Here is a 13,831-nt window from a genome sequence, read left to right as displayed (position 1 = left end):
AAACGGCCGTTGGTAAGTCTAGCCGACCATGTCCGCTACACTCGTCGAGGCGCTGTCCTCAGCGTCGACGGGGATGTAGCTCAATGGTAGAGCCTCAGTCTTCCAAACTGATTACGCGGGTTCGATTCCCGTCATCCCCTCCACGCATCGCCTGGCGGCTCACACCGAGCTGTAGGCGACGATCCCCCGCCGGACGGCGTCGAGCGCCTTCCGCGCGGTCACGGCGACGTCCGCGTCCGCGACGATCGAGAGCTGGTCGAGCAGATCGATCGTCTGCTTCGTCCAGCGCACGAAGTCGCCCGCGGCGAGGTCGGCCTCCGAGAGGACCAGATCCAACGAGCCGCCGCGCGCCCACGAGTTCATGGCCTGCGCCAGGCCCGTGGCGAGCGGTTCGGTTCCCGGCAGGTGATGCTCCTGCTCGAGGTCGTCGAGACGGCTCCAGAGCTCCTGCGTCTTGGTCAGGGCCTCGCGGAAAGGACCTCGCGGCAGGCGGTACTCCCCCGCCTCATCCCGACGGGGCTCGTACACGAGGCACGACGCGAGGGCAGCCAAGCCTGCGGCATCCAGATTCTTCCAGAGCCCGCGACGCAGCGACTCGGCGACCAGAAGATCGCGTTCGCCGTAGATACGTCGCATCGTGCGTCCGGCGGCGGTCAGCGCGGCCGCGCCGTCCTCGAAGGCGACGTAGTTCAGCTCGGCGAGGACATCGATGATGCGGTCGAAGATCCGCGCGACGGTGCCGGTGCGGGTCTCGATGTCGCGTCGCGTCCGGTCCGTCCGGCGCCGCAGCTTCCAGTACCGCTCCGCCCAGCGCGCATGGTTCTCGCGGTCCGGGCAGGAATGGCAGGGATGCCGCTGCATCCGATGTCGCAGGGACTGGATCTCGTTCTGCCGCTGCTGCCGGATGCGGGCGGGCGCGGTGCGGTCGGCACGGTTGAGCTTCTCGGCGTCGCTGAGGTCGCGACGGATGCCGGAGTACTCGGCGAAGTCGCCCCGGTCGCACGTCATGGACTTCTCGTAGCCGGCGAGGGATGCCTCGGCATCCTTCACCTGGCGGGCGAGGCCGACGACGGCGCGGTCCGCCTGGAACTGGGCGAACGAGGACTCGAGGATCTCGCGGGCCCGCTCACGACCGAACTGGTCGATCAGGTTGACGGCCATGTTGTAGGTCGGGCGGAAGCTCGAGTTCAACGGATAGGTGCGTCGCGACGCGAGGGCGGCGACAGCCTGCGGATCGAGGGACTCGGTCCACTGCACGACAGCATGGCCCTCGACGTCGATGCCGCGCCGGCCGGCCCGGCCGGTCAGCTGCGTGTACTCGCCGGAGGTGATGGCGACCCGCGCCTCGCCGTTGAACTTCTCGAGCTTCTCGAGGACGACCGTCCGCGCCGGCATGTTGATGCCGAGCGCGAGGGTCTCGGTCGCGAAGACCACCTTGACGAGCTTGCGACGGAAGAGCTCTTCGACGACCTCCTTGAAGGCCGGCAGCATGCCCGCGTGGTGCGCGGCGACGCCGCGCTCCAGGTTCTCGCGCCACTCCCAGTAGCCGAGGACGGCGAGGTCCTCGTCCTGCAGCGGACGAAGGCGGTCGTCGATGATCGCCCGGATCTCATCGCGCTCGGCCGTGTCGGTCAGCCGCACTCCCGATCGCCGGACCTGCTGGACGGCGGCATCGCAGCCGACGCGACTGAAGATGAAGAAGATGGCGGGCAGGAGGTTCGACCGGCCGAGGAGCTCCACGACCTGCGGGCGGTCCATCCGCTCGATGCGCGCCGCCGTCGACGGCCGCACGGGACGCTTGCCACCGCGGTGGGGGCGTCGGCGTTCCTGGTCGCCGCGGGACCGGTACTCGATCGCCCGGCGGTTGTTCTCGTACGTCGCGGCCTTCGGCGAACGGATGCGGGTGAGTTCCTGGTTCACCTGCGCGGTGGCCACACCGGAGCGGTCGTCGAAGAGCGGCAACAGGTCACCGCGGACCAGCACGTGCTGCTCGAGCGGGACGGGACGGGTCTCGGAGACGATGACGGCGGTGTCGCCCCGCACGGTGTCGAGCCAGTCGCCGAACTCCTCCGCGTTCGACACCGTCGCCGACAGCGAGACGAGCCGGACGGCAGGCGGCAGATGGAGGATGACCTCTTCCCACACCGGTCCGCGGAAGCGGTCGGCGAGGTAGTGGACCTCATCCATGACGACGTAGCGGAGACCCCGGAGCGCGGGCGAATCCGCGTACAGCATGTTCCGGAGCACCTCGGTGGTCATGACGACGACCCGGGCGTTCCCGTTGATGTTCGTGTCGCCGGTGAGCAGACCGACCTGGTCCTCGCCGTAGACCTCCTGCAGCTCGCGGAACTTCTGATTCGACAGGGCCTTCATGGGCGTCGTGTAGAACGCCTTGTCCCCCGGCTCCCGCATCGCCAGGTGGATCGCGAATTCGCCGACGATCGTCTTGCCGGCACCGGTCGGCGCCGCGACGAGGACGCTGCGACCGTCTTCGAGGGCCTGGCATCCCTCGACCTGGAACGGGTCGAGGTCGAACCGCTGCATCTCGGCGAACGACGCCGAGATCGGATGCCGACGGCCGGACTGCGCACGTGCGTATCGCGCCGCGAAGTCCGTCATGCGATCGGGCCGAGGAGTTCCGCCTCGCGCTTGCGCTTGCGGCGGTCGAACAGCATCGACAGGCCGGCCGCGGCGAAGAAGAGGACCGTGAGGATCGCGGCCAGGATGAGCATGCTGACGACGTCGGCGGAGGGGGTGGCGGCACCGGCGAACACGGTCGCGATCACGATCGCCACCCGCCAGCCCTTCATGATCTCGCGCCCCGTCATGACCCCCGCCAGGTTGAGCGCCACCAGGAACACGGGCGTCACGTAGGAGACGCCGACGACGATCAGGAGCTTGAAGACGAAGTCGTAGTAGTACTTGGCGTCGTAGAAGTTCGACGCCCCGTCGGGTGTGAAGCCCGCCATGAGCTCGACGAGATGAGGGAGGATGAGCCACCCCGTGAACGCTCCGGCGAAGAAGAGCGGTACGGCCGCCGCGACGAACCCGATCGTGTAGCGGACCTCTTTACGGGTCAGACCCGGCATGAGGAACGCCCAGATCTGCCACAACCAGACCGGTGCCGAGATCAAAAGGCCGACGGCGAACGCGATCCGGACGCGAAGATCGAAGGCGGAGGTCACCGTCGCGAACATGAGGGTGACGGCGTTCTCCTGACCGCGTTGCTCCGCCACCACGCGGATCGGCTCCGTGATCGCCCAGATGATCGCGTCGCCGAGCGCGAAGGACACGATCATCCCGACGACCAGTGCCACGGCGGCGATGATGAGCCGCTTGCGGAACTCGCGGAGATGGTCGCCGAGCGACATCCGCTTGTCCCGGAGAGGGGCGTCGTCGGTGGCGGCGGCGTCCCGGTCGGTGGTCGTCACCGCGTCAGGAGGAGGTGGGGCCCTGCGATGGGCCCTGCGCGGGCGGAGGCGTCAGGCCCGTCACCGACGTCGGAGCCTGCGGCTGCTGGTGCGCCGGTGTCTCGGCCGGACCGTCCTCTTCCTTCATCGCCTTCATCTCACCCTTGAACACGCGGGCGGACTGGCCGACGCTCTTCGCGAGGGCAGGCAGCTTCGCCGCTCCGAACAGAAGCAGGATCACCGCCAAGACGACGAGAAGGTGCCATCCTTGCAAGCCCATGAAAGCTCCTCGGGGTAGATGTGACCTCAGTCTAACCGCCCCAGGTGAACAGAGACCCTCAGGCGTACTGCGCGAGCCCGGCATCCGCCCAGGTGCGAGCAGCTTCTCGCGCCTCGGGGGGCGAGACGATCTCGACATCGCCGCCGAGCCGCGCCGCCAGCCGCTTGAGGCTGCGTTCGTCGCCGACGCGGAGGCTCACCGAGCGGAACTCGCCCTTGCCCCGGACCACGGCGCGCGCCGCGAACTCGCCGAGCAGAGGGACGACGTCCTTGCGGCAGCGGAGCTCGACCACGACATCGGTCTCACCCGGCTCGAACAGCCCCGGCAGAGGGTCGGCACCGTGCGTGCTCGGGATGTCGGTGAGGACGACGTCCGATACCCGGTCGAGATGGAAGGTACGGATCGCTTGCCGCAGATGGCACCACCCCTGGAGGTACCACTGGCCGTCGGCGATGTGGACTTTGACGGGGTCGACGGTGCGCGTCGTCGCGGGCGCATCCGGAGCCCGGTAGGAGAAGGACACCGCGACGCCTCGCTGCACGGCGTCCGCCACCGTCGTCCGCACGTCGTCGACGACGGGCGTCGCGACGATCACCTCGGCGGGAGCGCTCGATGCGCCGGCGGCGAGTTTGGCGAGCAGACCCTGGACGACCCCGCTGTCGCCCACGCCCGGAAGGCTGGCGGCGAGTTGGAGACCGGCGAGCAGTGCGGCCGCTTCGCGCGCGGTCAGTCTCGGCGTCCGCTCCAGCGCGACGGCATTGGTGATCGAGATGGTGTCCTGCTCGTCGAGGAGGTCCCAGTCGATGTCGAAGAGGTCGTTCGCCATCTGCCAGAAACCGCCGTCGCCGGGGAGCCCGATGACCGTCAGCTTCTCGACCATCGACCGCATCTCATCCGCCTCGACGTCGAAGTCCCGGGCCGCGTCCGCCACGGTGACCTCGCCCTTGGAGATGAGGTACGGGACGAGCTGCAGGATGAGGGACGCCCTATCGGTCGCCACCAGCGGCTGGGCGCTCATGCCCCGACCTCGGCATGGAGATCCCGTGCGCGACGCAGCCGCGACGCGACGAGCTCGGCGAGGTACGGCGGATCGATCACACGGACCTCGGGGCCGTACGAGGCGAGCTCGTCCGCGAAGACCTGGGCGTCGACGTAGGGCACGAGGCATCCCGTCTCATCTTCGGACAGCGCACGACGGTGGAGGCGGAGGAGCGCCTCGGTGCCGGGCTCGACCTGCAGCCGCGCCTGCTGGCGGGCGGCGACCGCATCCAGGCCGGCGATCGCCTTCTCGCCCGCTCCCTCTCGCAGGGACAGATCGAAGGACGCCCGCGTCACGACGACGTCCGAAGGGATGCGGGACAGGAGGAACGTGCGCTCGGCGTCCTGCAGGAGGTCGAAGCCGTACACGTGCCAGCGACCGTCGTACTCGACGAGGGCCCACGGCTGCACGCGGCGGCGGTGCGCGGCATCCGACCCGCCCTTGATGTAGTCGAACTCGACGACGCGACCCTGCTCGATCGCCCGCTGCAGCGGCGCGAAGGACGGCTCGCGCAAGCTGATGCGCGGCGCGTAGCCGATGATGGGCGCGTCGACCTCGATCCCCAGCGCCTGGATCTTCCGGAGTCCGCTGCGGGCGGATGCCGACATCGAGCTCTCGCCCCACACACCGCTCGCCAGGTTCAGGACCGCGATCTCGGCCGGGGTGAAGTCGATGTCGACGGGGAGCGAGTACTCCGAGGTGGGGACTCGGTAGCGCGCCTCACGCAGATCGTCGGGATCGGCGTAGTCGCCGATCGTCTCGATCGGCACTCCCAGGGAACGCAGACTGTCCTTGTCTCGTTCGAACATCTTCTCGAGTGCGTCTTTGGACGCCCCGGCCGCACCCTGCTCGCGATATCCGGACACGGACGAGAGGATCGTGTCCTTCGTCAGCCCCTGCTCGGTCGCGAGCAATGCGACCACGAGGTTGACGAGTCGTTCCTCGGGCGCGCTGCGGATCGCTTCGGTGGACACATCGCAATCCTAGGCGCGGGACCGGTGCTCGGCCCCGCGGGAGCTCACTGTGTCGCGGTCGGGGAATCGGTCGTCGGGTCGATCCCGAGGATGTCGATCACGTAGACGAGAGTCCCCGTCGGCGGCTCGTTCTGCGCCGACTGACCTTGGACCGTCGCCATGTCGGACGGAACGACCACGAGCACCTGCGAGCCGACCGTCTGACCCTCGATTGCCCGCGCGAAGCCCTCGGAGAACTGGTCCTTCGCGAACGTCACGGCTTCGCCGTTCTGCCACGTCGAATCGAACACCTCTCCGGTGTTCCAGGCGACACCCGTGTACTGCAGCCGGGCGCGGGAGTCGGCGGTGATCTTCTCACCGTCGCCCTTCTTGAGGGTCTTGATGACCAGACCCTTCGGCGGCGCGGCGTCGGGGACGATGATCCCCGGCGTGCCGTCGGGCGCGAGGACCACGGTCGGCACGTTGACACCGTCGACGTACTGCGGGACCCCGTTGGCCGCCGGCAGGAGGACGGTGTTCACGTCGATGACCAGGACGGCCGAAGCGCTCTCGGACAGCCCGGCCTGCTGCACGAACGTCGGGTTGATGTCCTTCGCGGGCATCGCCGCGACGATGCGGGCACCGGGCCGCGCGCAGTCGAGCGCCTTGCCGATCGTGGGGAACGACTGCTCGAGGACGTTCAGCGCGACCAGCTTGGTCGGCGCCGACACGAGCGTCTGACCGGTCTGACCGTTCAGCACCGTGATCCCGATCTGCAGATCCTGCATCCCCGACGTGATCGGAGTGCCCTTGCCCGTGGCGAGGTCGGTGTACGCGGTCTTCGACACGTAGACCGGATCGGTCGTCGACGCCGTCGGCAAGCCTTCGGCACCCGTCACATCGACGAGATCGAGCGACGATGCGGGCGCGGTGACACGCTCGCAACCGCTGTCGGAGGGTCCGGACGGGGCGCACCCGACGAGGGCCAGGGCAGTCAGGCCGAGTACGGCCACGGCAGCGGGGATCTGACGCATTCGTTCAGTCTACGGTCTCGCCGGAGCGATCCTCGGCGGCCTGACGGGCACCGCCCGCCGCGCGCTGCGCATCGCGCACGCGCTTGCGGAGGTTCTTGTCGGTGATCTCACGATCCCCCACGGCGCCCGGCGTCCACGCCTCGACATCCTCATCCGCGTACGACGGCTTCTTGAGGGCGCGCTTGCGGACGTCGGGCGGCATCGCTCCGGGGGCGAGGCGCCGTGCCGTGAGCAGGAACCCGGTGTGGGCGACCATCCGGTGATCGGGTCGGACCGCGAGCCCCTCGACGTGCCATCCGCGCACCATCGTCTCGGTCGCCTCGGGCTCGGTGAACAATCCCGAGTGGCGGATGTACTCCGCGACGCGGCTCAGCTGCGTCGCGGTCGCGATGTAGCAGAGGACCACGCCGCCGGGCGTGAGTGCGTCGGCGACGACGTCGATGCACTCCCACGGCGCGAGCATGTCGAGGACGACGCGGTCGACGCTGCCGGGCTCGGTCACCTGTGGGAGCTGCTCGGCGAGATCGCCCACGACGACGCGCCATGACTCGGGGTAGTGGCCGAAGAACGTCTCGACGTTCGCCTCGGCGACCTCCGAGAACTCCTCTCGCCGCTCGAACGACAGGAGCCGCCCGGACGGACCGATCGCCCGGAGGAGCCACATCGAGAGGGCGCCCGACCCGACGCCGGCCTCGACGACGGTGGCGCCCGGGAAGATGTCGGCGGAGGCGAGGATCTGCGCGGCATCCTTCGGGTAGACGATGGCGGCGCCGCGGGGCATCGACATCACGAAGTCGCGCAGCAGCGGGCGGAGCGCGAGGTATTCGTGGCCCCCGCTGTTGGCGACGACAGAGCCGTCGGGCTGCCCGATGATCGCCTCGTGCCGGAGCACGCCGTGGTGGGTGTGCAGCTCGCCGCCCTCGCGGAGGGTGACGGTGTGGAGACGTCCCTTGGGCCCCGTCAGCTGCACACGGTCACCGAGGCGGAACGGGCCACTCGGCCGCAGGTCGGCGCTCATGCGCGGACCCCCTGACGCACCTGTGCGAGGAGGTCGGCGACATCCGCCACCGTTCGTCCCTCGAGGGTCGGCCACAGGACGTGGGCACCGACCTCGTCGAGCGGGACCATGTGCGGGATGCCGACGGTCGCCGTGCCCGCGGCTATCGCCGAGCGCGTTCCGGTGATCGAGTCCTCGAACGCGACGGTGTCGGCAGGGTCCACGCCGAGCGCCTCGCACGCCTGCAGGTACGGGTCCGGGTGAGGCTTGGGGCGGGCGACGTCGTCGCCGCCGATGACGACGTCGAACGCGTCGAAGTCGATGAGGTCGGTGATGACCCGCGCCATCCGGCTCATCGACATCGTGACGAGAGCGGTCGAGATGCCGGCGTCCCGCAGGTCGCGCAGCAGTTCGCGGGCGCCCGGCCGGAAGGGGACACCCTCCTCGCGGAGCTGGCGCATGACCTCCTCGGTGAGGTGGGCGACGATCTCGTCGACCTCCATGCGCACGCCGGCGCCCTGGAGGATGCGGGCCGCGTCCTCGAGCCCGAGTCCCACCATCCCCAGTCCGTCGTCATGGGTCCAGGTGCCGCCGAAGCGTTCGACGAGCGGGGTCTCGGCAGCCATCCAGTACGGCTCGGTGTCGACGAGGGTGCCGTCCATGTCCCAGAGGACCGCGGCGGGAAGGGGGGAGATCACCGGTCAATGCTACGCGAGCGCATCCGCCCGCCTCGGGGGCAGCGGCGTATCGTGGGGGTACCGACAGAGAGGACGTCCGTGCAGGGACTGGGACAGCGGGTGCTCGTGATCGCCGTCGACGGCTGGAACGACGCCGGAGAGGCGGCCACCGCTGCGGCCTCGCAGCTGCGGACCTCCGGCACGTTCGAGAAGGTGTTCGGCGTCGACCCGGAGCTGTACTTCGACTACCAGTACACGCGGCCGCAGATGCAGGTGGATGCCGACGGCGCCCGTCGCCTGGTCTGGCCCGACGCGACGCTCTGGCGTCCGGCGACACCCCGCGAGGACGGTCCCGACCTGTGGCTCCTCACCGGCACGGAGCCCGCCCGCGCGTGGCAGGCGTTCTCCGCCGAGTTCATCGACGCGGCCCTCCGCGAGGACATCACCGGCATCGTCGCCCTCGGTTCCATGATGAGCGACGTCCCCCATACCCGGCCGATCTCCGTGTTCGCCGGTTCCGAGAACGAGGAGCTCCGCTCGTCGCTCGGGCTGGAGCGATCGACCTACGAAGGCCCCGTCGGCATCCTTTCGGCTCTCGCCGCCGCCGGCGAGGCGGCCGGTATCCCGACGGCCGGGCTCTGGGCGAGCATCCCCCACTACGTCGCCGGGCACACCCCGTCCCCCAAGGCGACGCTGGCGCTCCTCGACAAACTCGAGGAGATCACGGGTGCCTCGATCACCCGCGGCGCGCTGCCCGCGGAGGCCCTCGCGTGGGAGGCGTCGGTCGATGCCGCCGCCGCGGACGACGAGGAGATGACGGAGTACATCCGCCAGCTCGAGACCGCGCGCGACGCCTGGGACTCCCCCGAGGCATCCGGCGACGCGATCGCGCAGGAATTCGAGCGCTACCTCCGCCGGCGGGGCGACGGCCCGCGCGGGCCGAAGGACGACCCGCGCCGGTGACCGGCCCCGCTCAGTAGGCCTGCAGGACGCCGAAGGCGAGCAGGATGAGCAGCACGACGCCGAGGACGACCCGGTAGAGCACGAACGGCAGGAAGCTGCCGCGCTTGAGGTAGCGCATCAGGTAGGCGATGACCACGAGGCCGACGCCGAACGAGACCACCGTCGCGATCGCGGTCTCGCCGAGGGTGAACGGCGACTGACCGGGCTCGCGGATCGCCTGCAGGAGCTCGTACAGCCCGCTGCCGAAGACGGCGGGGACGGCGAGCAGGAACGCGACCTCGGCGGCGGCGGGACGCGTGTACCCCATGGCGAGCGCGGCCGTCGTGGTGGCCCCGGAGCGCGAGACGCCAGGGACGAGGGCCAACGACTGCGCGACGCCGAGGGTGAGCCCGTGCCCGATCGTGAGGTCCTTTTCGGTGCGGACGCGCTTTCCGAGCGCGTCGGCGATGCCGAGGATGATGCCGAAGACGATGAGGACGGTCGCCACGAGCCAGAGGTTCCGGAAGGTGTCGCGGATGACGTCCTGGAACAGGAAGCCGAGCACGCCGATCGGGATCGTGCCGATGATAACGATCCATCCCATACGGGCGTCGGGATCGTTGCGCGGAACACGCCCGGTGAGCGACTTCGCCCATGCGGCGACGATCCGCACGATGCGGTTCCAGAAGTAGACCAGGACCGCGAGCTCGGTGCCGATCTGCGTGATGGCGGTGAAGGTCGCACCAGGATCCTGCGCGTTGGGGAGGAACTCCCCCACGATGCGCAGATGCGCGCTCGAGGAGATCGGGAGGAACTCTGTCAGGCCCTGGACGATACCCAGGATGATGGCGTCGAGGATCGACATGGGGGCCTTTCAGTACGTGCGGATCAGATCGGTGAGCACACGCTGCCCGAAGACGAGGGCGTCGATCGGGACGCGTTCGTCGACACCGTGGAACATCCCGGTGAAGTCGAGGTCGGCGGGCAGTCGCAGCGGCGCGAACCCGAACCCGGCGATGCCGAGCTCGGCGAGGGCCTTGTTGTCGGTCCCTCCCCCCATAAGGTACGGGATGACCGGGATTCCGGGATCATGGCGCCCCAGCGCGCCGACCATCGCGTCGACGAGGTCTCCGGCGAACGGCACCTCAAGTCCGATGTCGCGGTGGACGACCTCGATGCGGATGTCGTCGCCGACGATCCGCTGCACCTGCGCGAGGACCTCGTCCTCGTGCCCCGGCAGGGTGCGGATGTCGATCGCGGCGGTCGCGGCATCCGGGATCACGTTGTGCTTGTACCCGGCGGTCAGCCCGGTGGGGTTGGTCGTGGTCCGGAAGGTGGAGCGCAGGAACGCGGATGCCGCGCCCGCCGTATCGGCGACGGCGTCGGGATCGTCGGCCAGGGTCCCCGAGAGATCGGCGAGCGATCCGACGAGCTGACGCGTCGTCGAGGTGAGTTCGATCGGCCACCCGGTGCGCCCGAGTGCGGCGACCGCCTCGGCGAGACGCGTCACGGCGTTGTCGGGGTGGTGGCGGCTGCCGTGTCCGGCCTGCCCCGTGGCGTGGAGCCGGATCCAGATGAGCGCCTTCTCGCCCACCTGCAGCAGGTAGGCGCGCTCGTCACCCACGGCGATCGAGTAGCCGCCGACCTCGCTGATCGCCTCGGTCGCGCCGGCGAACCATTCGGCGCGGTCGCGGACGACTAGCTGGGAGCCTTCGACGCCGCCGTTCTCCTCATCTGCGAAGAAAGCGAGGACGAGGTCCCGCTCGGGCCTCTCCCCCGCCCTCAGCAGCTCGGCGACCGAGGTGAGGATCATGGCGTCCATGTCCTTCATGTCGACAGCGCCGCGGCCCCACAGCATCCCGTCCTTCACGACACCCTCGAAGGGATCGACGCTCCAGTCGGCCGCGACGGCGGGAACGACGTCGAGGTGTCCGTGCAGGACCAGCGCAGGCTTGTCGGGATCGCGTCCCGGCACCCGTGCGACGACATTCGTGCGCCGCGGGATCGGCTCGTAGTACTCGGGGACCAGCCCCAACGACTCGAGGTACGCGCCGACGTACTCGGCGGCCTCGCGCTCGCCGTTCGCGCGTCCTTCGCCGTAGTTCGTCGTGTCGAAGCGGATCAGATCGCGGGCGACGCGCGCGACCTCGGGCAGATCGTCGGGAGCGGACATGCGCCCCACGCTACCCGCGGCGCACCGCGCGCCGCGTCATGCTCACCGCTCGCGGTCGTCCCAGATGAACAGCCGAGCCGCCAGGATGCCGGCGGCGAGCGGCGTCACGAGCATCAGCCCCCAGTAGAGGAACAGGAGCCCTGCGCTGGTCGTGTCACCCGCGAGGTCGGCTGCGGCGGCGCGCATGTACCAGGTGGTGGGCAGACAGTTGAGCACCCACGTCACCGGCTCGGGTATGAGGTGGGAGGGCAGAACGGACCCCGAAGCGAAGATCGCCATCACCGGCAGCACGGCGGCGAGATTGTTCACCGTCTCCGCGCGCCGCGTCCGAGACGCGAGCAGATAGGCGAGCGCGAAGAACATGGCGACGCCGAGCAGCATCGTGAACAGGAGGCGGAAGAGCTGCCAGAGCTGCGAGTATCCCAGGATCATCGAGGTCGCGTGGATCGTCACGATGACGAACAGCGCGAAGATCAGGCGCGAGGGGGTGAGGGCGGCGATGAAGGTGAACTTGCTGGCGGGCGTGGTTCCGAGGAGACGGAGGGTGCCGTTCTCGCGCATCCTCGTGAGCGGAACGGACGTTCCGATGAAGGTGATGGCCAGCAGCCCGATGCACGACAACGCAGCGAGGTTCGCCCGGAGCAGGTCGATCCACACCTCACCGTCGGTGTCCGTGACCGAGTAGGCAGTCCCGGTGCGCTCCACGGCCGCCGCCACCGCCAGCCATTGCGGGTCCGCCTCGGCGTCCAGGACGATGGCGACACCGGTGCGCGCCGCGGCGATCGTGACGGTGGCCGAGGCTTCCTCCTCTTCGGCCACCATGATGCCGGCCGACTCCAGTTCGCGGGCGATCGGAGCACTCTGCGGCACGGCGCTGTCGATCACGACCACCGGATCCGCTCGGCCGCCGACGTTGACCACGAAGTTGAGCCCGATGATCAGCAGGAAGAAGAAGAAGAAGGTGAACAGGATCGAGAACGCGCCTTTTCGGTCCCGATAGAGGTCCTTGGCGCTCGCCGTCGCCAGCTCCACGAACGCAGAGCGCGGCTCATATCTCGCGGTGTCAGGCATCGCCGTCGCGCCCTTCGTCGATCTCACGGGCATCCCGGACGATCGACAGGTAGAGATCTTCCAGCGTGGGACTCACGACGCGATAGGACCGGCCGCGAATCTGACGATCCCGCGTCAACAACTCCAACGCCCCATCCGGGTCGGCTGTCGCGTGGCTGACGTGGAATCCTCGAGCATCCTGGGACCACGTCACGGTGTCGGCAGGGAGCACCGATCGTGTGCGACTCAGAGCTTCCTCGCTCACGACGTCGAAGGTCAGCGTCGATTTCCCGCCGTCGATGAGTTCTGCGGGCGGCCCATCTGCCCGGATCCGTCCGGCGACGACGATGACGACTCGATCGCAGATCTGGGCGGCCTCGGCCATGTCGTGCGTGGAGAAGATGATGGTGGTGCCGTCCCGGGCGAGCGATCGGATGAGCTCCAGCAGGTGCTTCCTCGCCTCGGGATCGAGCCCGGCGGACGGCTCATCGAGGATGACGATCTCGGGAATGCCGATGATGGCGACCGCGAGCAGCAGGCGTCGCAGCTGACCACCCGAGAGGTCGCGTGCGCGGACATCGACCTGCTCAGAGAGGCCCAGGTCGGCGATCACCTGCGCAACGTCCCGATGGGACGAGTGGAACGAGGCGTACAACCTGACCGTCTCTCGGACGGACAGGTATCCGAACACGCTGGCTGACTGCGGTTGCACCGACACCCGCCGGGTGGTCTGACGTCGCTCCCGTCGAGGATCCACGCCGAGGACGGAGACCTCCCCCGATGTCGATGCCCGCAAGCCGGCGACGGTCTCCAGCAGAGTCGACTTGCCGGCACCATTGGGCCCGAGTATGCCGACGACCGTTCCTCGGGAGATCTCGAGGTCGACGTCGTCGAGCGCCGTGCGTCGTCCGTACCGCTTCGTCAGCCGCCTCACCGACACCACCGACGCACGTTCGCGGTCGATGGTCGTGAGAGCGGGCTGGGCGGGATCGCGGTCCATGTCCACAGTCCAGGGCACGGCGCTCGAGAACGCCTCCCCCACGGGGATGACGCCTCTCCCCCTCACAGGGGAGAGGTGCCTCGTCAGCAACACCGCACCGATCCGAAACGAGAAATGGGCCCCTTTCGGGACCCATTTCTTCCTCTGTGCGCGAGGGGGGACTTGAACCCCCACGCCCTATTCGGGCACTAGCACCTCAAGCTAGCGCGTCTACCTATTCCGCCACCCGCGCAGAGTTTTCTCCCTTTGTTTCCTCCGGGATTTCGGTTTCGCAAC

General features: G+C 69.0%; 13 protein-coding genes and 2 tRNA genes. 2 read left to right on the top strand and 13 right to left on the bottom strand.

Annotated features, from left to right (window positions below; all coding sequences use genetic code 11):
* Positions 1-69 precede the first annotated feature (69 nt).
* Positions 70-143 (top strand) — tRNA-Gly (locus AC4NN1_RS00875).
* 16 nt (positions 144-159) lie between these two features.
* Here AC4NN1_RS00875 and AC4NN1_RS00870 read toward each other — a convergent pair.
* From AC4NN1_RS00870 to AC4NN1_RS00835, 8 genes are all read right to left on the bottom strand, one after another.
* Positions 160-2,619 carry a DEAD/DEAH box helicase gene (locus AC4NN1_RS00870; protein WP_491954309.1) on the bottom strand — a complete coding sequence of 820 codons (2,460 nt, stop codon included), beginning with the start codon at positions 2,617-2,619 and terminating at the stop codon, positions 160-162.
* Positions 2,616-3,371, bottom strand: a complete 756-nt coding sequence (gene tatC, locus AC4NN1_RS00865) for a twin-arginine translocase subunit TatC (RefSeq protein ID WP_026302837.1) — start codon at positions 3,369-3,371, stop codon at positions 2,616-2,618. Before tatC ends, AC4NN1_RS00870 begins: the two co-directional genes overlap by 4 nt.
* Positions 3,372-3,435: 64 nt before the next feature.
* Complete coding sequence (tatA, locus tag AC4NN1_RS00860; RefSeq protein ID WP_018186565.1) at positions 3,436-3,690, bottom strand: twin-arginine translocase TatA/TatE family subunit; 255 nt, start codon at positions 3,688-3,690, stop codon at positions 3,436-3,438.
* A gap of 58 nt (positions 3,691-3,748) precedes the next feature.
* Complete coding sequence (locus AC4NN1_RS00855) at positions 3,749-4,708, bottom strand: helix-turn-helix transcriptional regulator (RefSeq protein WP_311870535.1); 960 nt, start codon at positions 4,706-4,708, stop codon at positions 3,749-3,751.
* Positions 4,705-5,703 (bottom strand): helix-turn-helix transcriptional regulator, encoded by a 999-nt coding sequence (locus tag AC4NN1_RS00850; RefSeq protein WP_020097470.1) that lies wholly within the window; start codon positions 5,701-5,703, stop codon positions 4,705-4,707. Before AC4NN1_RS00850 ends, AC4NN1_RS00855 begins: the two co-directional genes overlap by 4 nt.
* A gap of 44 nt (positions 5,704-5,747) precedes the next feature.
* Positions 5,748-6,716 (bottom strand): FKBP-type peptidyl-prolyl cis-trans isomerase, encoded by a 969-nt coding sequence (locus tag AC4NN1_RS00845; RefSeq protein ID WP_491954308.1) that lies wholly within the window; start codon positions 6,714-6,716, stop codon positions 5,748-5,750.
* A gap of 4 nt (positions 6,717-6,720) precedes the next feature.
* On the bottom strand, positions 6,721-7,734 hold the full coding sequence (locus AC4NN1_RS00840) for a tRNA (adenine-N1)-methyltransferase (protein WP_018186561.1): 1,014 nt from the start codon (positions 7,732-7,734) through the stop codon (positions 6,721-6,723).
* Complete coding sequence (locus tag AC4NN1_RS00835) at positions 7,731-8,411, bottom strand: HAD family hydrolase (RefSeq protein WP_491954307.1); 681 nt, start codon at positions 8,409-8,411, stop codon at positions 7,731-7,733. Before AC4NN1_RS00835 ends, AC4NN1_RS00840 begins: the two co-directional genes overlap by 4 nt.
* Positions 8,412-8,489: 78 nt before the next feature.
* Here AC4NN1_RS00835 and AC4NN1_RS00830 point away from each other — a divergent pair, with 78 nt between their 5' ends.
* Complete coding sequence (locus AC4NN1_RS00830; protein WP_018186559.1) at positions 8,490-9,353, top strand: PAC2 family protein; 864 nt, start codon at positions 8,490-8,492, stop codon at positions 9,351-9,353.
* Positions 9,354-9,363: 10 nt separating this feature from the next.
* Here the strand turns inward: AC4NN1_RS00830 and AC4NN1_RS00825 are convergent, their stop codons facing one another.
* From AC4NN1_RS00825 to AC4NN1_RS00805, 5 genes are all read right to left on the bottom strand, one after another.
* On the bottom strand, positions 9,364-10,197 hold the full coding sequence (locus AC4NN1_RS00825; RefSeq protein ID WP_018186558.1) for an undecaprenyl-diphosphate phosphatase: 834 nt from the start codon (positions 10,195-10,197) through the stop codon (positions 9,364-9,366).
* Positions 10,198-10,206: 9 nt separating this feature from the next.
* Entirely contained in the window at positions 10,207-11,505 is a 1,299-nt protein-coding gene (locus AC4NN1_RS00820; RefSeq protein WP_311856418.1) for a M20/M25/M40 family metallo-hydrolase, read from the bottom strand.
* 42 nt (positions 11,506-11,547) lie between these two features.
* Positions 11,548-12,609 (bottom strand): ABC transporter permease, encoded by a 1,062-nt coding sequence (locus tag AC4NN1_RS00815; protein WP_491954306.1) that lies wholly within the window; start codon positions 12,607-12,609, stop codon positions 11,548-11,550.
* Positions 12,569-13,555, bottom strand: coding sequence for an ABC transporter ATP-binding protein (locus tag AC4NN1_RS00810; protein WP_491954305.1), 987 nt, complete (start codon positions 13,553-13,555; stop codon positions 12,569-12,571). Before AC4NN1_RS00810 ends, AC4NN1_RS00815 begins: the two co-directional genes overlap by 41 nt.
* 147 nt (positions 13,556-13,702) lie before the next feature.
* A tRNA-Leu gene (locus AC4NN1_RS00805) sits at positions 13,703-13,787 on the bottom strand.
* Between the last annotated feature and the right edge of the window lie 44 nt (positions 13,788-13,831).

The sequence above is a fragment of the Microbacterium sp. MDV22-iso44 genome, assembly GCF_058629135.1.
This window is presented reverse-complemented; position numbering and strand designations above follow the sequence as displayed.

What these genes read in the sequence shown, in the direction of transcription:
- AC4NN1_RS00870 (WP_491954309.1), bottom strand. Translation starts at nt 2,619, where the DNA reads ATGACGGACTTCGCGGCGCGATACGCACGTGCGCAGTCCGGCCGTCGG.
- tatC (WP_026302837.1), bottom strand. Translation starts at nt 3,371, where the DNA reads ATGTCGCTCGGCGACCATCTCCGCGAGTTCCGCAAGCGGCTCATCATC.
- tatA (WP_018186565.1), bottom strand. Translation starts at nt 3,690, where the DNA reads ATGGGCTTGCAAGGATGGCACCTTCTCGTCGTCTTGGCGGTGATCCTG.
- AC4NN1_RS00855 (WP_311870535.1), bottom strand. Translation starts at nt 4,708, where the DNA reads ATGAGCGCCCAGCCGCTGGTGGCGACCGATAGGGCGTCCCTCATCCTG.
- AC4NN1_RS00845 (WP_491954308.1), bottom strand. Translation starts at nt 6,716, where the DNA reads ATGCGTCAGATCCCCGCTGCCGTGGCCGTACTCGGCCTGACTGCCCTG.
- AC4NN1_RS00840 (WP_018186561.1), bottom strand. Translation starts at nt 7,734, where the DNA reads ATGAGCGCCGACCTGCGGCCGAGTGGCCCGTTCCGCCTCGGTGACCGT.
- AC4NN1_RS00825 (WP_018186558.1), bottom strand. Translation starts at nt 10,197, where the DNA reads ATGTCGATCCTCGACGCCATCATCCTGGGTATCGTCCAGGGCCTGACA.
- AC4NN1_RS00820 (WP_311856418.1), bottom strand. Translation starts at nt 11,505, where the DNA reads ATGTCCGCTCCCGACGATCTGCCCGAGGTCGCGCGCGTCGCCCGCGAT.
- AC4NN1_RS00815 (WP_491954306.1), bottom strand. Translation starts at nt 12,609, where the DNA reads ATGCCCGTGAGATCGACGAAGGGCGCGACGGCGATGCCTGACACCGCG.
- AC4NN1_RS00810 (WP_491954305.1), bottom strand. Translation starts at nt 13,555, where the DNA reads ATGGACCGCGATCCCGCCCAGCCCGCTCTCACGACCATCGACCGCGAA.